At 62.5% G+C, this 25148-nt stretch carries 25 protein-coding genes; 10 read left to right on the top strand and 15 right to left on the bottom strand.

The genetic code is table 11. The annotated features are described in order from the left end of the window. Positions 1-11: 11 nt before the first annotated feature. Both HWE01_RS11375 and HWE01_RS11380 read right to left on the bottom strand, forming a co-directional pair. Positions 12-1247, bottom strand: a complete 1236-nt coding sequence (locus HWE01_RS11375; RefSeq protein ID WP_008333665.1) for a YbfB/YjiJ family MFS transporter — start codon at positions 1245-1247, stop codon at positions 12-14. A gap of 343 nt (positions 1248-1590) precedes the next feature. Continuing rightward, positions 1591-2190 carry an HD-GYP domain-containing protein gene (locus tag HWE01_RS11380; RefSeq protein ID WP_034351495.1) on the bottom strand — a complete coding sequence of 200 codons (600 nt, stop codon included), beginning with the start codon at positions 2188-2190 and terminating at the stop codon, positions 1591-1593. Positions 2191-2457: 267 nt separating this feature from the next. Between HWE01_RS11380 and HWE01_RS11385 the strand changes: the two genes are divergently transcribed. Both HWE01_RS11385 and HWE01_RS11390 read left to right on the top strand, forming a co-directional pair. Further along, on the top strand, positions 2458-3618 hold the full coding sequence (locus HWE01_RS11385; RefSeq protein ID WP_241821859.1) for an MFS transporter: 1161 nt from the start codon (positions 2458-2460) through the stop codon (positions 3616-3618). Positions 3619-3666: 48 nt separating this feature from the next. Continuing rightward, positions 3667-4362: an alpha/beta fold hydrolase gene (locus HWE01_RS11390; RefSeq protein ID WP_241821860.1), complete on the top strand. Its 696-nt coding sequence runs from the start codon at positions 3667-3669 to the stop codon at positions 4360-4362. Positions 4363-4414: 52 nt separating this feature from the next. Here HWE01_RS11390 and HWE01_RS11395 read toward each other — a convergent pair whose 3' ends face one another. After that, positions 4415-4684, bottom strand: a complete 270-nt coding sequence (locus HWE01_RS11395; RefSeq protein ID WP_008333636.1) for a hypothetical protein — start codon at positions 4682-4684, stop codon at positions 4415-4417. A 385-nt stretch (positions 4685-5069) separates the two neighbouring features. Continuing rightward, positions 5070-6044, bottom strand: a complete 975-nt coding sequence (locus HWE01_RS11400; protein WP_008333633.1) for an NAD(P)H-dependent flavin oxidoreductase — start codon at positions 6042-6044, stop codon at positions 5070-5072. A 303-nt stretch (positions 6045-6347) separates the two neighbouring features. Here HWE01_RS11400 and HWE01_RS11405 point away from each other — a divergent pair, with 303 nt between their 5' ends. Next, entirely contained in the window at positions 6348-6503 is a 156-nt protein-coding gene (locus tag HWE01_RS11405) for a hypothetical protein (RefSeq protein WP_008333632.1), read from the top strand. A gap of 39 nt (positions 6504-6542) precedes the next feature. Here the strand turns inward: HWE01_RS11405 and HWE01_RS11410 are convergent, their stop codons facing one another. Further along, a complete protein-coding gene (locus HWE01_RS11410) occupies positions 6543-8249 on the bottom strand; it encodes a ShlB/FhaC/HecB family hemolysin secretion/activation protein (RefSeq protein ID WP_241821861.1) in 1707 nt (568 codons plus the stop codon). 200 nt (positions 8250-8449) lie between these two features. Between HWE01_RS11410 and HWE01_RS11415 the strand changes: the two genes are divergently transcribed. The 4 genes from HWE01_RS11415 to HWE01_RS11430 all read left to right on the top strand — a co-directional run bounded on the left by HWE01_RS11415 (position 8450) and on the right by HWE01_RS11430 (position 11776). Next, entirely contained in the window at positions 8450-9934 is a 1485-nt protein-coding gene (locus HWE01_RS11415; RefSeq protein WP_241821862.1) for a two-partner secretion domain-containing protein, read from the top strand. Next, positions 9931-10788, top strand: a complete 858-nt coding sequence (locus tag HWE01_RS11420; RefSeq protein ID WP_241821863.1) for a hypothetical protein — start codon at positions 9931-9933, stop codon at positions 10786-10788. The genes HWE01_RS11415 and HWE01_RS11420 overlap by 4 nt, the downstream gene beginning before the upstream one ends. Beyond that, a complete protein-coding gene (locus tag HWE01_RS11425) occupies positions 10785-11201 on the top strand; it encodes a DUF6853 family protein (RefSeq protein ID WP_241821864.1) in 417 nt (138 codons plus the stop codon). Before HWE01_RS11420 ends, HWE01_RS11425 begins: the two co-directional genes overlap by 4 nt. Positions 11202-11419: 218 nt before the next feature. Then, positions 11420-11776, top strand: coding sequence for a hypothetical protein (locus HWE01_RS11430; protein WP_241821865.1), 357 nt, complete (start codon positions 11420-11422; stop codon positions 11774-11776). Positions 11777-11915: 139 nt separating this feature from the next. Here the strand turns inward: HWE01_RS11430 and HWE01_RS11435 are convergent, their stop codons facing one another. The 9 genes from HWE01_RS11435 to HWE01_RS11475 form a co-directional block, all read right to left on the bottom strand. Continuing rightward, the gene (locus tag HWE01_RS11435; protein ID WP_175343814.1) at positions 11916-12824 is read right to left on the bottom strand and encodes a hydroxymethylglutaryl-CoA lyase; all 909 of its coding nucleotides are present in this window, start codon (positions 12822-12824) and stop codon (positions 11916-11918) included. 52 nt (positions 12825-12876) lie between these two features. Next, positions 12877-13383 (bottom strand): YbaK/EbsC family protein, encoded by a 507-nt coding sequence (locus tag HWE01_RS11440; protein ID WP_175343801.1) that lies wholly within the window; start codon positions 13381-13383, stop codon positions 12877-12879. Between the two features lie 88 nt (positions 13384-13471). After that, on the bottom strand, positions 13472-14401 hold the full coding sequence (locus HWE01_RS11445; RefSeq protein WP_241821866.1) for an MBL fold metallo-hydrolase: 930 nt from the start codon (positions 14399-14401) through the stop codon (positions 13472-13474). A 10-nt stretch (positions 14402-14411) separates the two neighbouring features. Further along, positions 14412-16427: an acetyl/propionyl/methylcrotonyl-CoA carboxylase subunit alpha gene (locus tag HWE01_RS11450; protein ID WP_241821867.1), complete on the bottom strand. Its 2016-nt coding sequence runs from the start codon at positions 16425-16427 to the stop codon at positions 14412-14414. A 22-nt stretch (positions 16428-16449) separates the two neighbouring features. After that, the gene (locus HWE01_RS11455) at positions 16450-18084 is read right to left on the bottom strand and encodes a carboxyl transferase domain-containing protein (protein ID WP_241821868.1); all 1635 of its coding nucleotides are present in this window, start codon (positions 18082-18084) and stop codon (positions 16450-16452) included. 82 nt (positions 18085-18166) lie between these two features. Then, positions 18167-18583, bottom strand: a complete 417-nt coding sequence (locus HWE01_RS11460) for a YchJ family protein (RefSeq protein ID WP_241821869.1) — start codon at positions 18581-18583, stop codon at positions 18167-18169. Then, positions 18583-19185, bottom strand: coding sequence for a 2-hydroxychromene-2-carboxylate isomerase (locus tag HWE01_RS11465; RefSeq protein ID WP_241821870.1), 603 nt, complete (start codon positions 19183-19185; stop codon positions 18583-18585). The genes HWE01_RS11460 and HWE01_RS11465 overlap by 1 nt, the downstream gene beginning before the upstream one ends. Positions 19186-19226: 41 nt before the next feature. Further along, positions 19227-20411 (bottom strand): isovaleryl-CoA dehydrogenase, encoded by a 1185-nt coding sequence (locus tag HWE01_RS11470; RefSeq protein ID WP_008333610.1) that lies wholly within the window; start codon positions 20409-20411, stop codon positions 19227-19229. 113 nt (positions 20412-20524) lie between these two features. Next, on the bottom strand, positions 20525-20938 hold the full coding sequence (locus tag HWE01_RS11475) for a MerR family transcriptional regulator (RefSeq protein ID WP_008333608.1): 414 nt from the start codon (positions 20936-20938) through the stop codon (positions 20525-20527). 131 nt (positions 20939-21069) lie between these two features. On the opposite strand from HWE01_RS11475, the gene HWE01_RS11480 reads away from it, so the two are divergent. Further along, a complete protein-coding gene (locus HWE01_RS11480; RefSeq protein WP_241821871.1) occupies positions 21070-22134 on the top strand; it encodes an MBL fold metallo-hydrolase in 1065 nt (354 codons plus the stop codon). A 108-nt stretch (positions 22135-22242) separates the two neighbouring features. On the opposite strand, the gene def is transcribed toward HWE01_RS11480, so the two are convergent. Continuing rightward, the gene (def, locus tag HWE01_RS11485; protein ID WP_008333604.1) at positions 22243-22761 is read right to left on the bottom strand and encodes a peptide deformylase; all 519 of its coding nucleotides are present in this window, start codon (positions 22759-22761) and stop codon (positions 22243-22245) included. A 305-nt stretch (positions 22762-23066) separates the two neighbouring features. Here def and dprA point away from each other — a divergent pair, with 305 nt between their 5' ends. Then, positions 23067-24200 carry a DNA-processing protein DprA gene (dprA, locus tag HWE01_RS11490; RefSeq protein WP_241821872.1) on the top strand — a complete coding sequence of 378 codons (1134 nt, stop codon included), beginning with the start codon at positions 23067-23069 and terminating at the stop codon, positions 24198-24200. A gap of 86 nt (positions 24201-24286) precedes the next feature. Next, positions 24287-24763 carry a Smg family protein gene (locus HWE01_RS11495; RefSeq protein WP_008333600.1) on the top strand — a complete coding sequence of 159 codons (477 nt, stop codon included), beginning with the start codon at positions 24287-24289 and terminating at the stop codon, positions 24761-24763. Positions 24764-25148: the final 385 nt, after the last annotated feature.

Below are 25148 nucleotides of genomic sequence, written 5' to 3' on the forward strand. Positions count from 1 at the left end.
TGCAGAAAACGTCAAGCCGCGCCGGGCGGCCTCTCGTGCGCGCCCAGCGGCTTTTGCCGCCATGCCACCAGCGACCCCGCCAGCAGCATCAGTGCAGAAAACGTCAGCCCGCGTTGCAGGCCGCCCGCACCATCGGCGATCCATCCGACGATGGAAGGGCCGATGATCTGGCCCACGGCGAAGATGATGGTGAAGGCGCTGATGCCTGCAGGCCAGTCCGCCGGCGGCAGGTTGTGGCGCACCATGGCCGTGGTCGAGGCCACGGCTGACAGGAAGCAGCCCCCAAACAGCAACCCTGAGGCAAACACCGCCACGGGCGCTGCCGTCGTGGCCGGCAGCAGGGTGGCCAGGCACAGCAGGCCGTTGAGGATGGCCAGCGATTGCCCACCGTGGAAGCGGTCCAGCATGCGCGCCCAGATGCGTGAGGACGCAAAGGTCGCCGCCCCCAGCAGCGCGAAGAAGAGCGTGATGCGTGACGCCGCCATGCCTTCCTCTTTCAGCAGGGCGATGACGAAGGTCATATAGCCGATATATCCCAGCCCGAAGAATAAATAACCGATCAGCCCGAACAGCAGGCTGCGCGGACGCCATGCCCCGCCTCCTGCCGCCTGTGCCGGCGAGGTCGGCATCAGCCGGGCGGGCAGCGTCATGACCAGGCTGGCCACCAGCGCCAGCACGCCCAGCAGCACCCATGCCCATTGCCAGGGATGCGCTGCACCCTGGGCGACGGCGGCGTCCATTACCGGCGGCACCAGCAGCGATGCGGCCACGATGCCGATGCCGGTGCCGCCGTAATACAGACCAAGCAGCAGCCCCGCGCGCTGCGCGTGCAATGCCGCCAGCCGGCTCACCAGCAAACCGCCCGAGACGAAGATGAGCGCACTGGTCACCCCCGTTACCACCCGCAACAGCAATTGCAGCAGCGTGTCCGTGGTCAGCGCCGGCAGGAAGGAGAGCAGGGCGGTGCCGAAGGCGCCCGCGATGAGCACACGGTGCGCCTGATAGCGACGCATCAGTACCGGTGTCATCAGCGCGCCCAGCAGATAGCCCAGCGCATTGCCGGTATTCATGCCCCCGGCGATCAGATAGGGCCAGCCCAGGTCGGTACGCATCGGCGCCAGCAGCAGGGCATAGGAAAAGCGCGCCACCCCAAGCGCCACGGCCGTGCCCAGCGACAGGGCCAGGGCGGTGAGGATGGGGTGGCGCAGGATGAATGGCGCGGGCGCATGCGCAGCGTGGCGGGTCATGGAAGGACGTCTCCTGGCGGTCTTGTTATGGTGTGGCGCCAGTGTAGCCGATGCGGGCCAGTGCGGTGCCAGGCCTTAGGGCCTGTTCACATTAAATCTGCGAGATGCGTTGCCCCCAGAAGGCGTGGTGGCAAGGCGCGCGTCAGGGCTGGTGGTGGTGCCACCAGCCCTGACGTGCAACGCGGCCAGCGCGCCTTCTGGGGGCAACCCTCCGGGAGAGGCCGCCAAGCGTCGCCTGCCGTTGTTGCAGCTCCTTGCCGTGGCACCACCACGGCGCGTCGCCGCGCCTAGGCAGTCAACGCTTGGCGACCTCTCGCACTCGCAGATTTAATGTGAACAGGCCCTAGTTGCTGACCGGCCTCCAGTTGTGTTGCTGCACCACGTGCAGGCAGGCATCCACCACGACCGGGTCCAGGCGGGTGCCGCTCTGGCGCTGGATTTCCTCCAGTGCCACGGCCATGCCCAGCGACTTGCGGTAGGGACGGTCGGCCGACATCGATTCGACGATGTCAGCCACCGTCAGGATGCGCGCCTCCAATGGCAAGGCATCGGCGGCAATGCCGCGCGGATAGCCGCTGCCATCGAGGTACTCGTGATGGCACCAGACGATCTCTGCCAGGTTGAAGGGGAAGCTGATCCTGCTGAGGATTTCATAACCGAACTGGACGTGCGTCTTGAGCACGCCATATTCATCGGCCGTGATGCGACCGGGTTTGGTCAGCAAGGCCAGCGGTATCCTGGCCTTGCCGATGTCGTGCACCTGTGCGGCCATGTGCAGCACGTCGATGCGCTCGGCCGGCAGGCCCAGATGACGCCCGATCATCACCGCCAGTTCGGCGGTCTGGTCTTCATGATTGGGCGTATAGCCGTCAGTGAGCCGATGCAGTGCGATCAGTGCATCGATGACTTCCTGATAGATTTTGTTCGCTTCTGAAACTGGCATTTCTGTCCCTGCGTGATTGCAGCCGCTGTCAGCGCGCATGGTCGCTCAGAGGTGGTGCACGATGGAGGGTGGCAGGCGTGGGCGCCTGCCGCGAACCTTTGCAGGTTCATTGATCTCTGAATGGACCGCCCGCAGGGCAGTCCCGACCCGCTGCTCCGACCACGCATGTGCATGCGCTTTCCCGGTGTCGGATAATAGCGGTTTGCAATACTGAAACTCATTTCAGGAAAGAAATGATTGTGCGCAGTTTACATTCCTGACTTATCGATGACAACCAAGCAGTCCACTTCCCGCCCGCCGTCTCCCTTGCCCCTGATCTGGCGCAGGTCTGCCATCCCGCTGTTCTTCCTGCTGCTGGGTGTGGTGTTTGCCACCTGGGCGGCGCGCATTCCCGCCATCCGGGACCACCTGCAGCTCGATGCTGCCACGCTGGCCCTGGTCCTGCTCTGTGGCGGCATTGGCGCGGTCGGCTCCTTCCCGCTGGCGGCCTGGATCACCGGCCATTACGGCGCGCGCCACAGCACGCTCTACGCGGGGCTGGCCCTGCTGGTGTCGCTGCCGCTGCTGGGACTGGCACCGAATGTGGCCACGCTCATGCTGATCTGCACGATCTATGGTGCCGCCTCCAGCTGCTTCGACGTGGCCATCAATGCGCTGGGTGCGCAGGCCGAGCGCGACGCCGGGCGGCCCATCATGTCCATGCTGCACGGCTGGTTCTGCGTGGGCACCTTCTCCGGTGCGCTGGCCGCCAGTGCCGTGGCGGGCCTGGGCGTGGCGCCCGTCTGGCACTTCCTGCTGGTGGCGGCGCTGTTCCTCTATCCGCTCTACGCCTGCCATGAAGCGCTGCCCGATGACCGCCCCGAGCATGATCCCGCGCGCAAGCTCTTCGCGCTGCCGCACGGACATCTGGTGGTGCTGGGCGTGATCGCTTTTTGCGGTGCCATCGTCGAGGGCTCGGTGGCGGACTGGAGCGGGATCTACATGAAGGACCATATCGGTGCCAGCGATGGTGCCACGCCCCTGGCCTATGCGGCGTTCGCCGGGATGATGCTCATCATGCGCATGATCGGCGACCGTCTCAAGGCGCGCTATGACGCGCGCCGCGTGGTGTGGGTCGGCACGCTGGTGGCGAGCTTGGGCATCGCCCTGGCCGTGGCGGCCCCCGGCATGGCATTGGCCATCCTGGGCTTTGCCATTGCGGGAACCGGTGTGGCCGCAGTGTTTCCGTTCGTCTTCAGTGCCGCTGGCCGGCACGGTTCCAGCGCCCTGGCGGCGGTGGCCACACTGGGTTACAGCGGCAGCCTGATCGGCCCGCCCGTGTTCGGTTTCCTCGTCCATGGCTGGGGATTGCAGGCTGCGCTGGCCTTCTTGGGCGTACTCTGCCTGGCCATGGCCGGGTCCAGCCGGCGCGCGCAGTGGCTGCAGTAAGGCCCGCGCTCTTCACTTCTACAACCTCTGATGCAAGGAAAAAATACGATGCGCAACCTGGTCCTGCTGCCGGGCTTCATGCTCAATGCCCATCTGTGGGATGACATGCAGGCCGATCTGTCCACGCTGGGCACACTGAGCTTCGGCGACCTCGGCCAGGAGGTCGGTATCCAGGCCATGGCCGATGCCGTGCTGCGCCAGGCGCCGGAACGCTTCGTGCTGTTCGGTTTCTCGATGGGGGGCTTCGTGGCGCAAGCCATTGCGCTCAAGGCACCCGAGCGTGTGCTGGGCCTGGGTTTGCTCAATACGTCATCGCGCCCGCAGACCGAGCGTGAATCGGCGGGCACGCTGGCCCAGATCGAGCTGGCGCAACGTACCCCCTTCAAGGGGCTGACTTCGCGCGCGCTGGCCTCATCACTGCACCCGGCGCGCAGCACCGACCGCGTCTTGCTGGATCGCCTGCAGGCCATGGCCCTGGCCAATGGCAAGGAGGTATTCCTGCGGCAGTTGCAGACCCTGCGCGACAGCAACGCCGAGGACCTGCAACGGCTGCAATGCCCGGTACTCATCGTCGGCAGTGACGAAGACAAGCTGCGCAGTGTGGAAGAATCGGAAGAGATGGCGCGCCAGATACCGCAATCGCGCCTGGAGATCATCGGCGACTGCGGTCACATGACGCCGATGGAAAAGCCGCAGGAATTGTTCAGGATCATCTCGGACTGGATCGTGCAATCGGGCCTCTGAAGCCTGCGCGTCGGCCAGTCCGGGGCCGGCGCGGCAGGGCTTCGGTGCAGCCTCAGTCCTTGTCGAGCTCCTTGCGGGGGGCTTCGGCTGAGCGGCTGCCGGGCCGCTTGTTCATTTCATCGAGGCCGCCAGTGCCGCGCAGGTCGGTATCGACCTGGCCCTTGCGGATGTCATCGTAGGCCTGACGAATTTCGGGGCGCTCGACCGCATGGCCGCTGTTGGCCGCATCCTGGCGGTCCGCATTCTGGTCGTGCTCATGCGGCAGGCGCGGCTTGTCATGTCGGGGATGACGATCTTTTCTGGTTCTCAGGAAGCTGGTCATGATGGTGGTCCTCGCAATTGAATGGTTGACTCTTCTTTTGCCGCAAAGCGATGCCGTGTGAGGGTGGCCACGGCATGCGGCGCCTTGCGTCTGCACGAAGCGAACAAGTACGACCGGACCTGGCCAGAGAAGTGCCGCGCGTTACAAAGTGAGATGAAAAATAAGAATTTGTCCGACAGACAATTCGTACAGGCCGACGCATCAAGCGTGGTACAAGAAGAGCCGCTGCCCCTTTGGACGCGCCAGCACTGGGCGCGTTCCCCAGTGCTGGCGAATGGCGGCCCATAAAAACAAAGGCGGACCCGGTTAACGGTCCGCCTTTTACTTAGTTTTTCACACCGCTCGTGACGGTGCGAAGCTCATCCGTTTCGATGAAAGCGTCGCCTCACAGCGACAGTCGCGCACGGGCTGCGCGATATTCCTGTTCCAGCCTATCCACCATCTCGGCCACCGTGGGTACGTCTTCCATCAGCCCCACACCCTGGCCGGCGCCCCAGATGTCGCGCCAGGCCTTGGCCTTGCTGCCGCCGCCGGAGCCGAAGTTCATCTTGGTCTTGTCGGCCTCGGGCAGGTTGTCCGGATCGAGGCCGGCATTGACGATGGACTTCTTCAGGTAGTTGCCATGTACGCCAGTGAAGAGGTTGGTGTAGACCACGTCAGCGGCGGTGGACTCCACGATGGCCTGGCGATAGGCCTCGTCGACATTGGATTCGCGCGTGGCCAGCCAGCGCGAGCCCATGTAGGCGAAGTCGGCACCCATGGCCTGCGCCGCCAGCACGGCGTCACCCGTGGCAATCGAACCCGACAGGGCCAGCGGACCCTTGAACATCTTGCGCACCTCGCCCACCAGCGCGAAGGGCGAGAGCGTACCGGCGTGGCCACCGGCCCCGGCGGCCACCAGGATCAGGCCATCCACCCCGGCCTCCAGCGCCTTCTCGGCATGGCGCAGCGAGATCACGTCATGCAGCACGATGCCGCCATAGCTGTGCACGGCGTCCAGCATTTCCCTGGGCGGCGCGCGCAGGCTGGAGATGATGATGGGGACCTGGTGCTTGACGCAGGTGGCCACATCCTGGGCCAGGCGGTCATTGGACTGGTGCACGATCTGGTTGACCGCGATCGGTCCGACCTTGCGTTCCGGGTGTTCGGACTGCCACTGGGCCAGCTCCTCCTGCAGCTGGGTCAGCCAGGTATCGAGCAACTCGGCCGGGCGGGCGTTGAGGGCAGGAAACGATCCGACCAGCCCGGCCTTGCACTGGGCTGCCACCAGGGCCGGGCCGCTGGCGATGAACATGGGCGAGCAGATGATGGGCAGGCGCAGATCTTGCAATGCTTTGGGGTAAGCCGGGGCTGGTGGCATGGTCGTCTCTCGGTGGTTGTCGTTATCTCAAGGCAACAGGGCTTGGCCCCATGCCGCTTTTGTCCGGCGATTATAGGACAAAAAGGGACAAAATATAACGGTCGTGCTTTTTGTTGCGCCAAGGTGAAATATTCAGGAAATTATTTATATGATTTACTGTCTTCCCTTCACCCTGTGCTATGTTTTCCACAAGCCTGGATTAAAAAAGGCCAAGCGGGCGCTACCGGGAGCGCCTTGCGGACCGGCTCAGCCGGAAGGGCCCAGCCCGAGTTCCATCTGTCGTCATTTGCCGTAGGGGGAATCATGCAACACTTTGATCTCGTCAATGTTCTCATCATCGTTCTGGCCGCCGTCGCACTGATTGGGGGCGCGGTGCTGCACAAGCGTGCACTGAAAAAGGCCCTGATCGAGTCCGACAAGCTGCCGGTGCGCGGTTTGCGGCGTTATCGCCAGCAATGAGGAGGGCGCTTGCGCCTTCCTTCTGCGCTTTTTCTTCGCTCAGTAAGACCATTGCAGGTTGAACCCGCCGGTCAGCGTACCGGTGGGAAATCCGTTCGGCTTGGACAGAGGTGTAGCAAGGAAGAGCTCGCAGCCTAGCCTGTCGATGCTGCCACGCCAGCCGATGACCGCGCCGCTGAGCCGGCGTCCGGTCAGATATTGCGTCAATGGTCCTGCTACCGCGCCGGTATCAAGACCGGCGTAGACTTCCTGCCCGCTTTCTCCCATCCCCCAGGACAACTCATTGCGCAGCAGCCAGCCTCGTTCGGCCTGCAGGCTCAGGTCGCCATCGAAGCCGCGCACCGTGTAGCGGCCACCGATGGCGAACTGATCCTGGGCGGGCAGCCTGCCCCGGTTCCATTGGGCGCGCGCCGTCGCACCGTAACGTAGCCGCGCCGACCCGATGGCCAGGGGCGCGCTGAGCGCTGCTTCGGCCTGCCAGAGACCGTAGCGCGTGGTGATCTGCGGCAGTTCCAGTTCATCCTCGGGCGGCTTGCCCTGGCGGTCCAGCGCGCGCCGATAGCTCAGGTTGATGTCGGCCACGGCCGACCCGATGAACTGCCGGTGACTCGCGCTCCACTCCCAGGCCGTCATCCTGCGCTGTTGCGGGCTCAGGACAATCTGGTCAACGAAGTTGAAGGACTTGCGCAGTATGAGTTTGGCCGAGAGATGACTCTTGCTGGAGGCACTGCGCTGTACCAGCCGCGACAGTTTCAGTTCGCTCGTCTCGGCCTGCCCGCTGTAGACCACTGCTTCGAAGGCACCGGCTACCGTCTGGTGATAGCGGCTGCCCGAGTGGGTTGCCGAGAGCAGCCAGTAACCGACGGGCAGGGAGTAATGCAGCGTATGGCTGCGACTGCCGCGGTCTCCGTAGCGCCCCAGGCTGCGCGTGAGACTGGCGTAAAAGAGATCATTGAGCGTCCACCAGTTGTCATACGCTACCGTCACACCAAGCTGATAGCGGCCAGTGGTGCGCGCACCGCCATCGTCCAGCGAGGTCGAGAAGCGGAACGGAAAAGCCTGCCGGTATTGCACCACCAGATCGCTGTCGCCGGCTTGCGCATCAGCTTCTTCCGAGGGCGTGATCTCGATGTCGGCCTCGGCCGTGGGGACGCGCTTGAGGTTTTCCAACCCTTGCTCGATGGCCCGCAAGTCGAGCACCTCTCCCTCCGACAAGGGCAGTGCCGAAAACGTGTTGCCGCGCTCATCGGCACCCTCGGCCATGCGCACCTTGCGCAGCCTGCCAGGTATCACGGTCAGTACCACTCTGCCAGTCGAGAGATCCTGCGGCTGTGCCAGCACGCGCGTGGTGGTGTAGCCGCGCGCGATGATGTCGGCCTGCACGCGAGCCAGCAGCAGTTGCAGACCCTGACTGCCCAGGCAGCGGCCCATGGCACCACCATCCCCGGCCGCTTTCATCACCGTGCCCAGAGCGGGCCGGAAGCGCTCTGCAGAATCTCCTTCCATGATGATCGTGTCGATGCGGCTGCAGGGCTGTTCGTCCTCAGGGTAGTCCATCGACGTGGAGGCGGGAGGGGGCAAGCCCAGCGTGAGCACATCGGGCGCTTGTTCCAGGGTCTCGCGCAAGACGCGTTCTCGCTCGCGCTGCAGCTGTTCTTGCTGAATACCGGGAGATTGTGCTGCGCTGTACAGCGGGAGGGAGAGTGCACCGAGCGACAGCGCACACAGCAGAAGGCTTCGATTCATAAGGAAATGGTCGGCGAGCAAAACAACACCAGGCACGCGTGTCGCGATCACTCAAAAATTGGGGAGATCGCAATTTCTCTCTTTATGGTCTTCACATAAATCAGACTTTTCTGATTTTTTAATCCCTCGCAAAAAAATAGACTTCGCCTCGAATCGATAAGGCATCCGGCCCGGGTCGATCTCGCAAAAAGGGGCGATCCATGAACCGTCAGCGCTACCAGTTGGTCTTCAATCGTCATCGCGGCATGCTGATGGCGGTCGCGGAAACCGCCTCGGCCATCAGCGGCCAGAAGTTGCCGACGGCACGTGGGGGAGCCGGTATGGTGGCACCGGCATCGTGGAAGTTTTGCACCCTGGTCTTGGCCCTCGCACTGACCTGGCAAAGCGTGGCACATGCGCAGATCCTGATAGACCGCAACGCACCGCGCGAAGAGCAAGCGATGGTGCTCAAGGCCGCCAATGGCGTGCCCGTGGTGAACATCCGGCAGCCCAATGCCAGGGGGCTTTCGGTCAACAGCTACCGGCAATTTGATGTGGATGGTCGGGGAGTCATCCTCAACAACGCGGGCGGCTCCAGCAAGACCGAACTGGGCGGCTACATCGCCGGCAATCCGTGGATGCCCGGCGGTGGCGCGCAGGTCATCGTCAACCAGGTCAACTCGTCGCACCCCAGCTACCTGCGTGGCTTCATCGAGGTGGCAGGCAATCAGGCGCAGGTGATCATCGCCAACCCTGCCGGCATCACCTGCGCGGGCTGCGGTTTCATCAACGCCCAGCGCGCAACCATGACCACCGGCACGCCCGTCATCCGGCAGGGCAACCTGGAAAGCTACCGCGTCAACAGCGGCGTGATCAGCTTTGAGGGGCTTGGCCTGCAAGCCAATGACACCGCGTATGCCGACGTCATCGCCCGCGCAGTGCGCGTGCATGCGGCGCTGCGGGCCAGGCAGATCCGGCTCACCACCGGGCTCAATACGGTCAGTGCCGATCACGCGCAGGTCACGCCGGGCCAGAGCGCCAGCGATGGTGCACCGGTGCGTGCGATCGATGTGGCAGCGCTCGGCGGCATGTATGCCGGCCACATCTACCTGACCGCCACCGAACACGGCGTGGGCGTGCACAACGGAGGCACGCTCTCGGCCACCGAAGGACAGCTGGTCGTGACGGCAGCTGGCCGCCTGGAAAACACCGGCACCCTTGCTGCGCATGGCGATACCCGCATTGCCGCTGCAGGCGCGGTGACCAACAGTGGCGTAATCGGATCGGATAGCACATTGCGGATCAACGCTGCCGCGCTGGAGAATGCCGCCAGCGGTCGCATCGGCAGTGTCAGCGGTACCAGCGTGCAAATTGGCGGCACGCTGCGCAATGCAGGAAGCATGGTCGGTGATGCAGGCATCACGCTGGCTGCGGCAGCGATGGAGAATGCTGGCAGTGTGGTGACACCGGGTGCGCTCGCACTTCTGTCTTCGCAAGGCGCGCTGTCGGTCAGTGACCCGGCCAGCATCCGCAAGCTGGTGATCGACAACGAGGGTGGGCGCAGCGATGCGCCGGTGCCATGGCCAAGGAGGCAGCGTGCGGTGCAGGTGCGCTGGGCGCATCGGCCGGTACCGTCATCAATGCGCTGCTGCAGTCTGCGGACCGGCCGGGCAGTCAGGAGAAGGAGTCGCGCACTAATCTGGTGACCAGCATCGTGGCGGGGATTGCAACGGCTGCCGGAAGCACAGCGAATCCGACGGCCACGCTCGCCGCCCAGCTGGAGGCAGAAAACAATGCCTTGGGGGTGAGCTACTCCAAACAATTCCTGAACAAGATCCGGGCTTGCGACGCATCGCAGGGGGCGTGCTTTGCCGAGCTGAAGGAAGACGCTGCGAAGCAAAGAAAATTGTTTACGGAGCAGTTGGAGAAAGGGTGCAGCGGAGCGGCGGCGACCCCCTATGCTTGTGAGGCGGTGATGAGCTCGGGGCAGGCTGCGCTGAGTGATCTTGCTCATGCGCTGTACTTCGCGAAGACGGAGGATCAAAAAGCGTACGTCAAGGCGCTGATTGTCGAACAGACCTTGGATATGGACCGGCAATTTCCCAATCTGGCGGCGCTGGGGGAGAGGGCTGGTTTTCTGGATCAGCTGGCGTTGCAATTGCAGCAGATGTGGACGGATGTCGGGCCTGCGGGGGCAAGTTCAGGGCTGATCAGTTCGGGGAATGTGGCGATAAGTCACGCGAGGGAAAAATATGTTCCTAATGCGGGTGCAGTGGCGAATATGAAAGAGTTTTTTGGCAAAACCAGTTTTGGTGAGGAGGTGCGGAAAAATGTTAGAAAATCAAATGCAACATATGACGGGCAAAGTATATATGTCGCACAAAAACCTATTGGTAAGGAAATTCGGAAAGGAGATAGGTTGTACTTAGATGGCATTCATAAGGATCATCTTGAAGTATTTGATTCGACAGGAAAAATTCACACTGTTTTGAATCTAGACGGTACCGTTAATTTTAAGAAGCGCGACTTAGCTCTTGCTCAAGGAAGGAAATTAAAATGAAAAGCCAAAAAGGTTTAGATTTAATTCAATCAGCGTTTCTGGAATTGACGTCCAGTATCGGTTTGACCATTGATGAAATGAATGAGGAGATAAAGGATGACGGTCAATTTGAATGGTCTATCGATTATGAAACGTCACTTGATGAGCAACATGATTACGACTTATCTAAGCTCTTGTCTTATTTTGAGATTCATCGGGTGGCGCGGAAATCAAATGATCGTCTGACGGCTTATGTCGCCCTTCTTGAGGCCAGGTTTTTTGCACAAAATTTAAAAAACCTGTACAGAAGTATCGAAGATGAAATCGACAAGGTGATGTATCGAGATCCTAGATTTAAGTGGCCTGATATTCCTGAAGACTACAAGTTTCCGGAAGACTATCTTGAGGTGAGTGATAAGAAAGATCGCTATTGAAAGGCGAGGAGACGATATGACGGGCAAAGTATATATGTCGCACAAAGGCCTATTGGTAATGAAATTCGGAATGGAGATAAGTTGTATTTAGACGGCCTGCATAAAGATCATCTTGAAGTATTCGAACCGACAGGGAAAATTCGTACTGTGTTGAATCTGGACGGTACTGTCAACGAAATCAAGCTAGCTACGGCCAGAAAGCAAGGGAGGAAATTGAGATGAAAGAACTGAAAAAGCTAGATTCCATTCAAATGGCGTTCTTAGAGCTAACTGCGAGTATTGGACTAACTATCGAAGACATGAATGCTGAGATAAGAGAAGACGCGCAATGTGAGTGGTCTATCTATTATGAAACTTCACTTGATGAACAATATAACTACGATTTATCTAAGCTCTTGACGTACTTTGAAATTTTCCGGATTGCACGAAAAAATAACGACGAATTAACTGCATTCGTCGCGCTATTGCACGCAGGTACCTCTTCACAAAATCTTAAAAGTCTATTTGAAAATATTGAGAATGAAATTGACAAGGTGATGTTTCGAGATCCGCGATTCAAGTGGCCTGAGATGTAATGACCCAGCCCAACCTGCTCACCCCAATCAGCTAAAGCAAACGCCTTCGCTAACATCTTCATCTCCAACGATCGCCGCAAGCGGCAGAGGTTGCCGAAGCCGATCCCGTCCCCAATATCTCGGCCCCCCGCAATAATCCTCACCCCACCCGCTTAGCCGCCAACGCATTCCCCACCCTGCTCACCGACTTGCGTCCCAGCTGCTGCGAGATGAACTGCCCCGCCTCGGCCACCGCATCCAGATCAATCCCGGTCTCGATCCCGAGCCCGTTCATCATGTACAGCACATCCTCGGTCGCCACATTGCCGGTCGCGCCCTTGGCATACGGACAGCCCCCCAGCCCCGCCACCGACGCGTGATAGATGCTGATCCCCGTCTGCAGACTGGCATAGATATTGGCCAGCGCCTGCCCATAAGTATCGTGGAAGTGACCCGACAAACCTTCGATATGGAATTCACGAATCGCCGTTTCCATCACCGGCCGCACCTTGCCCGGCGTGGCTACGCCGATGGTGTCGGCGATGTCGATCTCGTCACAGCCCAGCTCGCGGAAACGCCGCACCACGTCGGCCACCGCCTCCAGCGGGACTTCCCCCTGGTACGGACAACCGAACGCACAACTCACCGCCGCACGCAGGCGCTTGCGGTGATCCTTGGCGGCCTTGGCCACTTCGGCAAAACGTTCGATGGATTCGGCAATGGAGCAATTGATGTTCTTCTGCGAGAACGCCTCCGAGGCTGCCCCGAAAATCACCACCTCATCCACCCCCGCTTCCAGCGCCGCCTCGAAGCCCTTCATGTTGGGCACCAGCGCGGAATACACCACGCCCGACCTGCGCGTGATGCCGTGCATGACCTCGCTGGAGGTCGCCATCTGCGGCACCCACTTGGGCGAGACGAAAGAAGCCGCCTCCACATTCGGAAAACCCGCCGCCGAAAGCCGGTTCACCAGCTCGATCTTGACCTCGGCGGAAATGGTTTCCTTCTCGTTCTGCAAACCGTCGCGCGGTCCGACTTCAACGATCTTCACTTTCTTGGGCAGGCTCATCATGCGGGTCTCCGTTGGGGTTGTTGTGATGCGTGGCTGGCTGTCAACGCATTCAGTTTGCTACTGGCGCGGCATCGAGCCGCACATCGGCTACCGTGCCGCCGGTCATCTTCTCCAGCTGCGCGGCCGTGAGGTTGAAGACGGCATGCGGATGGCCGGCCGCCGCCCAGACACTGTCAAAGTTGAACAGGTCACGGTCGATCAGCATCACCGGCTTGACCACGTGGCCAATGGGGCAGACGCCGCCGATGGCATAACCGGTGGTGTCCCGCACGAACTTGGCATCGGCCTTGCCGAGCGGGCCGGTCAGGGCCGTGACCTTGGCTTCGTCCACCCGGTTGGCACCGCTGGCAATGACCAGCACCGGCGCACCGTCAGCCACGCGCCGGAAGATGATGGACTTGGCAATCTCGGCCACGCTGCAGCCCACGGCCGCAGCGGCTTCGGCCGAGGTGCGGCCGGTCGAGGGCAGCATCGTGACCGGTTTGTCATGGCCCATCGCGGCCAGCAGGTCGGCAACGCGTTGGGCGGAAGAGGGCAGGGCGGCGGTATCGTTCATGGTGGTTTAAAGTGGGCACAAGGCCCGCAGCAGGACAAGCCGGAAATGATAACAGCACCCCCACCCCCTCTGCCGCGCAGGCCCGTATTCAGCGATCCAGCAGGAAGACCCCATCGCTGGCCGCCGCCCCCGCCTTCTGCAGTTGCGCCACGCACCAGTCGGCCAGGGCGGCATCCTCCATCTGCAGGAAGCGCGCATTGGTGATGCGCAACAAGGGGATCTCTCGCATCATCGTCGGCAAGTCCGCCAGTGCAATCCGGCCACGTTCCAGCAGCAGGAATTTCACCAGGACCTTGACGCCATTGTGTGCATTGCGCAGCGGATCGGCCTGCAGATAATCCAGGCGCGAGAAGGCCTTCTCCAGCGCATCGTCCACCTCGGTGAAGGGCGCGCCATGGCCGGGAATCACGGTGCGCACATCGAGGCTGCGGATCAGCTCCAGCGTGGCGCGCGCCTCCTCGAAACCGGATTCGCCATCCAGCTCCGGAAAGATGATCCCGAAGCCGTTGCGCCACAAGGCATCGGCCGAGATCAGCACACCCTCCTGCGCGCAATACAGCAGCAGCGCATGCGGATCATGGCCCGGTGCAGCCAGGGCAGTCCAGTCGAGATCACCCAGGCGCAGCACATCGCCGCTGCGGATGAGCTGGTCATGCGCAAAGCGCGGGCAGCGTTGGCCGGTGGCGCGGTAGCTCAGGGCATCTTCGTCCCAGCGGCGCACCTTGTCATCTTCGGCGGCGGGGATGGCGATGCGGCAGTCATACGCCGCCTGCAGCGCGGCATTGCCGCCGCAGTGGTCCGAATGCAGATGGGTGTTGAGCAGCACATCGAGTCGCTTACGCCCGCGCTGGTGCAGCACGTGGCGCACCAGCGTCTGCGTCTGTTCGGCATGCGTGACGTAGCCGCTGTCGATCATGACGACTTCATCGCGGCCGAACAGCAGCACGTTGTTGGACGACAGCCAGCCCCGCTCCAGCACGTGCAGCGAGGGTGGCAGGCGCAGTGCGGACGTGTTCACGGTGCGTTGCTCACGCGGCCTTGAAGTCCAGCAGTTGCGCACCTTCGGCCACCTGATCGCCGACGGCATAGCGCAGCGCTTCCACGGTGCCGGCCGAGGGCGCGGCGATGGTGTGTTCCATCTTCATGGCTTCCATGATGAGCAGCGGCGTGCCTTGTGCCACGCTCGCGCCCTGCTCCACCAGCAGCGCGACGATCTTGCCGGGCATGGGCGCGGTCAGGCGTCCGCCCTCGGCCTCGGCGTGGCCGGCGTGGGCCATCGGGTCGAGGTAGCGCAGGCTGTGCTGGCTGCGGCCATCGAAGAGGTGCAGCCATTGGCCCTCCCGCGCGACGTGGGCGCGCAGGGTGCGGCCATCCAGGTTGATGAGCAGGCTCTCCGTGTCACTCTCATGCAGCGCGAGGGTGTGCGTGCTGCCATCGACCTGCAACTGCCAGTGCTGGCCGTCTCCTGCATAGTCAATCTTCACGCTGCTGTGGCCCGATTCATCCTCGAAGGACAGCGTGCGGCGCAGCGGCATATTGAGACGCCAGCCGCTGGTCTGCGCCCACGGATCGTTGTTGGTCTGACCGCGCTTTTCCTGTTGCAGCAGCGCGGCGCTGGCCAGCGCCAGCGTCTCGGTCGTGGGCCGGGCCGGGGTCGGGAAGAGGGTCTCGCGGTGACGTTCGATCAGGCCGGTATCGAGATCGGCTGTCGCAAATGCCTGGCCTGCGATCAAGCGCTGCAGAAAGCCGATGTTGGTGGCCAGCCCGACCACCTGGTATTGCGCCAGCGCCCGCGCCATGTTGCGCAGGGCCGCGTCGCGATCCTCGCCCCAGACGATGAGCTTGGCGATCATCGGATCATAGAAGGGCGAGATGGCATCGCCTTCGCGTACGCCCGCATCGATGCGCACGGCTGCGGGTTGCGTGGCGCCGGGCGCGGCCAGTGTGAATTCCACGGCGGGCGCGCTGCGCATGCGGGTGAGGGTACCGATGGAGGGCAGGAAGCCCTTCTCGGGATTCTCGGCATAGATGCGCGCCTCGATGGCGTGACCATGGAGGCGCAGCTGCTCCTGCTTCAGTGGCAGCGCTTCACCGGCAGCGACACGCAATTGCCACTCCACCAGATCGAGTCCGGTAATCATTTCCGTGACGGGGTGCTCGACCTGCAGGCGGGTGTTCATCTCCATGAAATAGAAACTGCCATCCTGGTTGGCGATGAATTCCACCGTGCCTGCACCGACGTAGCCGACCGCACGGGCGGCAGCGACGGCAGCCTCGCCCATGGCCGCGCGACGATCAGGGTGCATGCCCGGCGCGGGCGCTTCTTCCAGCACCTTCTGATGGCGGCGCTGCACCGAGCAGTCGCGCTCGAAGAGATAGACGCAATGGCCATGGCCATCGGCAAAGACCTGGATCTCGATATGGCGCGGACGGGTCAGGTATTTCTCCACCAGCACGCGGTCATCGCCAAAGCTGGAAATCGCCTCGCGCTTGCAGGAGGCCAGTGCCGTTTCAAAATCTTCACTGCGTTCGACCACGCGCATGCCCTTGCCACCGCCACCGGCACTGGCCTTGAGCAGCACCGGGTAACCGATGCGGTCAGCTTCGGCGCGCAGGAAATCGCTCTCCTGGCGTTCACCGTGGTAGCCCGGTACCAGGGGGACGGCAGCCTTCTCCATCAGGGCCTTGGCGGCGGATTTGGAGCCCATGGCATCGATGGCCGAGGCCGGCGGGCCGATGAAGACCAGGCCGGCATCGGCACAAGCCTGGGCGAAACCGGCGTTCTCCGACAGGAAGCCGTAGCCGGGGTGGATCGCCTGCGCGCCCGTGGCGAGGGCGGCGGCGATGATCTTGTCGGCACGGAGATAGCTTTCCTTGGCCGATGCCGGGCCGATATGCACGCTCTCATCGCAGGCGACCACATGCTTGGCGTGCGCGTCGGCATCGGAATACACGGCCACGGTGGCAATGCCCATGCGGCGGGCGGTGGCGGCCACGCGGCAAGCGATTTCGCCACGATTGGCGATCAGGATCTTGGTGAACATGGTCTCTCCTCGGTGGCGCGCGTCAGATGCGGAAGACACCGAACCGGGTCTCTTCGATGGGGGCGTTCAGGGCGGCGGACAATCCCAGCGCCAATACCTGGCGGGTATCGGCGGGATCGATCACGCCGTCGTCCCACAGCCGTGCCGAGGCGTAATACGGATGGCCCTGGGTTTCATACTGGGCGCGGATGGGCTCCTTGAAGGCGGCCTCCTCTTCTGCACTCCAGCTGCCGCCGCGCGCCTCGATGCCGTCGCGCTTGACGGTGGCCAGCACGCTGGCGGCCTGCTCGCCGCCCATCACCGAGATGCGCGCATTGGGCCACATCCACAGGAAGCGCGGCGAGAAGGCGCGGCCGCACATGCCATAGTTACCCGCACCGAAACTGCCGCCGATGATGACGGTGAGCTTGGGCACCTTGGCGGTGGAGACGGCCGTGACCATTTTTGCACCATGGCGTGCGATGCCCTCGTTCTCTGCCTTCTTGCCGACCATGAAGCCGGTGATGTTCTGCAGGAAGATCAGCGGGATCTTGCGCTGGCAGCACAGTTCGATGAAGTGGGTGCCCTTTTCTGCCGCTTCTGAAAACAGGATGCCGTTGTTGGCGATGATGCCCACCGGCATGCCGTGCAGGTGCGCGAAGCCGCACACCAGCGTGGTGCCGTAGCGCGCCTTGAATTCATCGAACTCGCTGCCATCGACGATGCGGGCGATGACCTCGCGCACGTCGAAGGGCTTGCGCGTATCGGTGGGGATCACGCCATACAGCTCCTGCGCCGGATACTTGGGTTCCACGCTCTCGCGCAGGGCCAGCTGCTGCGGCTTGCGGCGGTTGAGGTGGCTGACGATGTTGCGCGCGATGGCCAGGGCATGGGTGTCATCCTGTGCCAGATGATCGGCCACGCCCGAGAGGCGCGTGTGGACGTCGCCGCCGCCCAGCTCTTCAGCCGTCACCACCTCACCGGTGGCCGCTTTGACCAGCGGCGGCCCGGCCAGGAAGATGGTGGCCTGCTCCTTGACGATGATGGATTCATCGCTCATGGCCGGTACATACGCGCCGCCTGCGGTGCAGGAGCCCATCACCACGGCGATCTGCGGGATGCCCCTGGCCGAGAGGTTGGCCTGGTTGTAGAAGATGCGGCCGAAGTGGTCGCGGTCGGGGAAGACTTCATCCTGATTGGGCAGGTTGGCCCCGCCGCTGTCGACCAGATAGATGCAGGGCAGGTGATTGAATTCGGCGATCTCTTGCGCGCGCAGGTGCTTCTTGGCCGTCATCGGGTAATAGGTGCCGCCCTTGACGGTGGCATCATTGCAGACGATCACGCATTCCTGCCCGGCCACGCGGCCGATGCCGGTGATGATGCCGGCCGAGGGCGCGGCGTCCTTGAGGTTGCCGTCGCGGTCCTTCTCGCGGTACATGCCGTAGGCGGCCAGTTGCGAGAATTCCAGGAAGGGCGTGCCGGGGTCCAGCAACATCTGTACGCGCTCGCGCGGCAGCAGCTTGCCGCGTGCCACGTGCTTGTCACGCGCGGCCTGGCCGCCGCCTTCGGCAATGGCGGCCACCTTCTGCCGCAGATCGTCGACGATGCGCTGCATGGCATCGCGGTTGTGCTGGAATTCCTCGCTGCGCGGGTTGAGCTTGCTTTCAATCTGCGGCATGGTTTTTCGTCTCTCTGTTCAGTTTCTTGTTGTGCTCTCGGGCGCTCAGGCGCACGGCAGGCGGGGCATGGTGCAGAAAACGTCACCCGTCCGGAAAGCGCCCATCCACGTAGTACCAGCGCGCCTGCCCGTTCTCATCGGGCTTGCGCACGAAGTTGCTGATCTCGTGCAGGCGGTGCGCCTTGCCGCCGACCTTGAAGCGCGCCACGAATTCGACGGTGGCCTCATCGCTGCCGCTGGCGTGCTGGTGTTTCTTTATGTCCAGCCCGATCCACTTGACGTCGGTTTCGCTGGTCAGTTCTTCTTCCGGCAGCGTGTCAGGGAACCAGGTCGCGCGCAGGTAGGCTTCATCGCGCAGGGCGAAGGCGCTGTAGCGCGAGCGCATCAGCAGCTCGGCCGTGGCCGGTACCTGGCCGCCGGTGATGAAACGGCCACAGCATGTCTCGAAGCCGGGCTGGCCGCAGGGGCAGGGGCCGGACTTGTCCTTCTTGGTGCTCATCAGATCTTTCCGTTCTTGAGGAAGGCTTCCAGCTGGGTGAAGCGGTCGAAGCCCCAGAATTGTTCGCCATCGACGATCATGAAGGGCGAGCCGAAGACGCCGGCGCGGCCAGCGGCGTCGGTGCTCGCGCGTAGTTGCTCCTTCAGTTCCGGCGAGCCCAGCGCCGCTTCCAGCGCGGCGCGGTCGATGCCATTGTCTGCGGCGATGCGCAGCACGTTTTCGGGCACGCTGATGTCGATGTCTTCGGTGAAGTAGGCGCTGTACAAGGTCTTGATCAGGTCCACCGCCTTGGCCGGCTGGGTCTGCTGCACCCACAGCGTGGCGCGCGCAGCGACCTGCGTGCCGATGGGGAACTGGCTCGGGGCCTTGTAGAAGATGTTGTGGAAGCGCGCCGTGCGTTCCATGTCGTGGCGCGAGTAGTCGCCCTTGACCGGGATGTTGACCAGCGAATTGGTCCCCAGCGCCTTGAAGATGGGGCCCAGCAGGATGGGATGCCAGTTGACGCTGCGACCGTATTTCGCGGCCAGCTTGTCGATCTCGACAGCAGCGAAGTAGCCATAGGGCGAGCTGAAGTCGAAGTAGAAATCGATGGGTGTACTCATGATGTCCGTCGTGTCTGAAGTTTGAAAAGAGGTGAGGGCGCTTACAGCGTATCGGCGAACAGTTCGCGGCCGATCAGCATGCGGCGGATCTCGCTGGTGCCGGCACCGATCTCGTAGAGCTTGGCATCGCGCCAGAGGCGGCCCACGGGATACTCGTTGATGTAGCCATTGCCGCCCAGCGACTGGATCGCTTCTCCGGCCATCCAGGTGGCCTTCTCGGCTGAATACAGGATGGCACCGGCAGCATCCTTGCGCAGGGCGCGCACCTTGTCGGCGCTGTCGGCGCGATCACAGGCCTGGCCGACCGCATAGACATAGGCCTTGCAGGCCATCATGGTGGAATACATGTCGGCCAGCTTGCCCTGCATCAGCTGGAATTCGCCGATGGCCTGGCCGAACTGCTTGCGGTCATGCACGTAGGGGACCACCACATCCATGCAGGCCTGCATGATGCCCAGCGGTCCGCCCGAGAGCACGCTGCGCTCGAAGTCCAGGCCCGACATCAGGACGTTGACGCCACGGCCAATGCCGCCCAGGATGTTTTCCTCGGGCACCTCGCAATCCTGGAACACCAGTTCGCCAGTGTGGGAGCCGCGCATGCCGAGCTTGTCCAGTTTCTGCGCGACGGAAAATCCTTTATATCCTTTCTCTACCAGGAAGGCGGTCATGCCACGCGCGCCGGCCTCCAGATCGGTCTTGGCATAGACCACCAGCACGTCCGCATCGGGGCCATTGGTGATCCACATCTTGCTGCCGTTGAGCACGTAGCGGTCGCCCTTCTTGTCGGCGCGCAGTTTCATGCTCACCACATCCGAACCGGCATTGGGTTCGGACATGGCCAGCGCACCGATGAAGTCGCCCGAGATCAGTTTGGGCAGGTACTTGCGCTTTTGCTCTTCGTTGCCGTTGCGCTTGATCTGGTTCACGCACAGGTTGGAGTGGGCGCCGTAGGACAAGCCCACCGACGCCGAGGCGCGCGAGATTTCCTCCATCGCGATGATGTGCGCCAGGTAGCCCAGTCCGGCCCCGCCGTACTCCTCGCCCACGGTGATGCCCAGCACGCCCAGGTCGCCCAGCTTCTTCCACAGGTCCATGGGGAACTGGTCGCTGCGGTCGATCTCGGCCGCACGCGGGGCGATCTCCGTTTGGGCGAAGGCGGCGACCGCCTCGCGCAGGGCGGCGATGTCTTCGCCGTGGTCGAAATTGAGGCCGGGCAGGTGGATCATGGGTGTCTCCTCGTTGGGTGTTTGGGGAATTCTTGTTGTGGTACGCAACGATCGCTGTTGCTTGACGTTAACGTCAATGGGGCCGGGATGCGCGGCGGCAGATGCCGTTTGCGTCAGGCCGCTACCGCCTTGCGTTTGCTCTTCGGTTTGGCATCGGCCAGCAGTTGTCGGCATTCCTCTTCGTGGGCGGCGATTTCGGAGAGGGTCAGTTCGAGGTCCTCGCGCTGCTGCTCCAGTTTTTCGCGATGCTGTTGCAGCAGGCCCAGGAAGCGTTGCAGCTGGGGCTGGGTATCCTTGGGCGACTCGTACATGTCGATCAGGTCCTTGATCTCGGCGAGCGTAAAGCCCAGGCGCTTGCCGCGCAGCGTGAGCTTCAGGCGCGTGCGTTCGCGCGCCGGATAGACCCGATGCCGCCCGCCCACGCCCTCGCGCTTGGGATTGAGGATGCCGTGGTCTTCGTAGAACCGGATCGCACGGGGCGTTATCGCGAATTCTTCGGCCAGTTCGGTGATGGTGTAGGTAGGCATGGGACGAATCGATGGGTTGGTCTGGCACTTTACGTTAACGTAAAGTATATTGTGCCCTGTCGTCCAGCAAAAAATGCAGGGCTGGCACGACAGCGCATGACTTCCCTTCTCGATGATCGCCAGGCTTACTGATGAATGCTCTTGAATCCCAGCTTGACTACGCCTTCGGCGACACCTTGCCCGACACCGGCCACACCATGGAGGTGGCGCCGGGTGTGCGCTGGCTGCGCATGGGGCTGCCCTTTGCCCTGAATCACATCAATCTCTGGTTGCTGGAGGACGAGGTAGAAACGCCGCAGGGCCGCCAGCGTGGCTGGACCGTGGTCGATTGCGGCATCGCCACCGACGACACCCGCGCGGCCTGGGAGCGCATCTTCGCCGAGGAGCTCGACGGACTGCCCATCGTGCGCGTGCTGGTCACGCATTGCCATCCGGATCATGTGGGCCTGGCCGACTGGCTGTGCCGACGCTGGCAGGCGCCGCTGTGGATGAGCACCGGCGACTACGCCTTTGCGCGCGTGATGTCGGCGGCCTTGCCGGGGGCCGAGGGCACGGCGGCCACACCGCATTTCCGGCGCCACGGGCTGGCCGACCCCGAGACGGTAGCCACGCTGCAGGGGCGCAATTCCTATTACCAGGATCTGGTGCCGGCGGTGCCGCATGCGTATCACCGCATGCAGGACGGTCACGCAGTGCGCATCGGTGGACGGGATTGGGACATCATCACCGGTTTCGGGCATTCGCCGGAGCACGTGTCGCTGTACTGCGCAGCGCTCAATGTGCTGATTTCGGGGGATATGGTGTTGCCGCGCATCTCCACCAATGTCTCGGTGTTTGCCATCGAGCCGGAGAGCAATCCCGTGCAGCAGTATCTGGATTCCCTGAAGAAGTATGGCCACCTGCCGGCTGAGGTGCTGGTACTGCCTTCGCATGGCAAGCCCTTCCGTGGCCTGCATACGCGTATCGCGCAGTTGAACGATCATCACCGCGAGCGTCTGGCCGAAGTGTTGCACGCCTGCGCCACGCCGCAGACGGGTGTGGATATCCTGCCGGTGATGTTCAAGCGACCGCTGGATACGCACCAGCTCTCCTTTGCGCTGGGCGAGGCGGTGGCCCACTTGCACAAGCTCTGGGTTGACGGTGCGGTTAGGCGGATGCTGGGAGAGGATGGGGTGTATCGCTTCGTGGCGGTGTAAGTCTTTCTGCATCAATCGATGGCATTGATGCAGATGACGTATCAATGAAAAACGCCGGCGGGGATGACCCGGCCGGCGTTATTTTTCATCTCGGATGGGGCAGGCGCTTCAGCCCGCCTTCTTCTTCATCTCGCGCTCTTCCTTCTGCAGCTTGGTCTTGATGCGGTTGCGCTTCAACGGCGAGAGATATTCGACGAAGACCTTGCCCTTCAGGTGATCCATCTCGTGCTGGATGCACACGGCCAGCAGATCATCGGCATCGACCTCGAAGGCCTTGCCGTCGGCATCAAAGGCGCGCACCTTCACGCGGGCCGGACGCTCCACGCCATCGTAGATGCCGGGCACCGACAGGCAGCCCTCGTCGTAGACGCGCTTCTCTTCGCTGGCCCAGAGGATCTCGGGATTGATGAAGACCTGCAGGTTCTTGCCCTCGTCGGAGACGTCGATGACCACCACCTGCTCATGCACGTCCACCTGGGACGCGGCCAGGCCCACGCCGGGCGCGGCATACATGGTCTCGGCCATGTCAGCCACCAGTTTCTTGATGCGCTCGTCGAAGACGGTTACGGGGGCGGCGATCTTGTGCAGGCGCGGATCGGGGTAACGGAGGATGTTCAGCAGGGCCATACGTGGGTTCTCGGTAAGCTTGGGGTTCGGTCTCGGTGGACCTGGTTCGGGCCGGATCTCGTCATTTTGCGAGCGTCCAGGGAATTCATTTCGGGATTTATCGTGTAAATGTGGCCGGAGCGCGACGCTTCAAGCGCGGCGGCAGCACAATTGCCCTCTTTGGCTGGCGTGTGCTGCATGGCCCGGCGGCCAAGGGTTTCCCGATCAATTGGAAAAGTGTATCACAGCCAGCCCCCGGCTCGCCCGGAGAGCCGCGCTGCGCGGCCTTGAGCGGGCATCTGATGCACAAAACTTCATTTCCTGTCATGCAAGAGCATTTCCATCAAGAGTCTGCCGATCTGGCGTCCTGGCTGCGCCTGGCGATGACCGACGGTGTCGGTCCGGTGCTGGCGCGCCGGCTGTTGTCGGTGTTCGGTTTGCCGGGCAATCTCTGGCAGGCTGATGCGCAGGCCATTCGCGAGGTGGTGCCGGCGCCGGTGGCGGCCAGCTTGTTGCGGGCACCCACGGCGCAGCAATGTGAACGCATCGCGGCCACGCTGGCGTGGGTGCAGGTGCCGGGGCAGTCCATCGTCACGCTGGCCGATGCAGCCTATCCGCCGGGCCTGTTGCAGATCGCCGATCCGCCCTTGCTGCTGTATCTGCGCGGCAATCCGGCACTGCTGGCGCGTACGGCCCTGGCCGTGGTCGGCAGCCGCAATGCCACGACCCAGGGCGTGCTGCATGCGGCGCGTTTTTCCGAGGAACTGAGCCGGGCCGGCATCACCATCGTCTCCGGGCTGGCCTTGGGCATCGATGCGGCGGCCCATGCGGGTGGGCTCAGCGGGACCGGTTCGACGGTGGCGGTGATCGGCACCGGCATCGATCTGGATTATCCCCAGCGTAACCGGGCGCTGGCACAACGCATTGCCGAGGGCGGCTGCATCGTCAGTGAATATGCGCTGGGTACGCCGCCGCTGGCGGCCAACTTTCCGCGCCGCAACCGGATCATCTCGGGCTTGTCGCGCGCCGTGCTGGTGGTGGAGGCGGCAGCCCAGTCGGGCTCGCTCATCACCGCGCGCATGGCGGCCGAGCAGGGGCGAGATGTGTTTGCCATTCCCGGCTCCATTCATGCCCCGCTGTCCAAGGGCTGTCATCAGCTCATCCGCCAGGGCGCCAAGCTGGTGGAGACCACGCAAGACATCCTCGATGAATTGCCCGCATGGTCCGTGTTGTCTTCGCAGCAAGCTGTCGTGCAGGAAACTTCACCTGCCGCCGTGGAAGATGTCGATCCGGCAAGCCGCCGCGTACTGCAGAGTCTGGGTCATGATCCTGTGGATGCCGATACCCTCGCCCAGCGCTGCGGCCTTGATGCAGCGGCCCTGGCAGGGAGTTTGCTAACGCTGGAACTGCAGGGTTGGGTGGAGTTGCTGCCGGGTGCACGTTATCGTCGACTCGTGTGAAGAAATTATCCCCGCAGCGCCGCAAATCCTGCCATACTGGACTTGGCTGACTTGTACATTCATAACCTTCGCGATAGAGTACGAACATGTTTGATGTCCTCGTTTACCTGTACGAAACCTACTATCGCCCTGATGCCTGCCCCGAACCCGAGGCGCTCGTCAAGAAGTTGTCCGCGATTGGTTTCGAAGAAGATGAAATCTCCCAGGCACTCGGATGGCTGACGGATCTTGAAGTCGCCAATCATGAGTTCGCCGACAACTATCCCCGACAGACCGCCTTCTCCTTCGGTACGCGCATCTATGCGACCCAGGAAAGCGATGTTCTGGGCGTGGAAGCCATCGGTTTCATCCAGTTCCTCGAATCGGCCAAGATGCTGGACCCGATCCAGCGCGAGATCGTCATCGAGCGCGCCCTGGCCGCCGGTGAAGCCCCGGTCGGCCTGGAAAAGCTCAAGGTCATCGTCCTGATGGTGCTGTGGAGCCAGGGCAAGGAACCGGACGGTCTGATGTTCGAGGAGCTGTTCCTCGACGAGGACGACACCGAACCTCGCCTGCTGCACTGAAAGCACCGGCCTGGCACGAGCGACAGGGCTGGGAGGGAGCCTTGCTGACATCGTGCTGACGCCGCATCCTGGCGTTGTTGCTTCATTTCAAGCCATTTCGACATGAATGAGCAGGAATGAACATGAAAGCCCGGAAAAGCGCATGATTCATTGAAACGGCAAGCCCTTGTGCTTGCCGTTTCATTTGCATCACGCTTATCATTCCCCCGCATTGGCCCGATATTGGCTACTATATAAAAATTCCGTTGTCCACAGGCAATGAAACGCCGGCCACTTGCCCAGCTCGCCGCCGCGCATCGTTTCCCGCCTGGGATGGCATGGCGTTGTTTCGGGACATTCCGGCCCCATGTGAGGCTGATCGCATTTCCGCAACACGCCAGCAACT

This window comes from Herbaspirillum sp. C7C8, from assembly GCF_022627875.1.
Classification (GTDB): domain Bacteria; phylum Pseudomonadota; class Gammaproteobacteria; order Burkholderiales; family Burkholderiaceae_D; genus Herbaspirillum.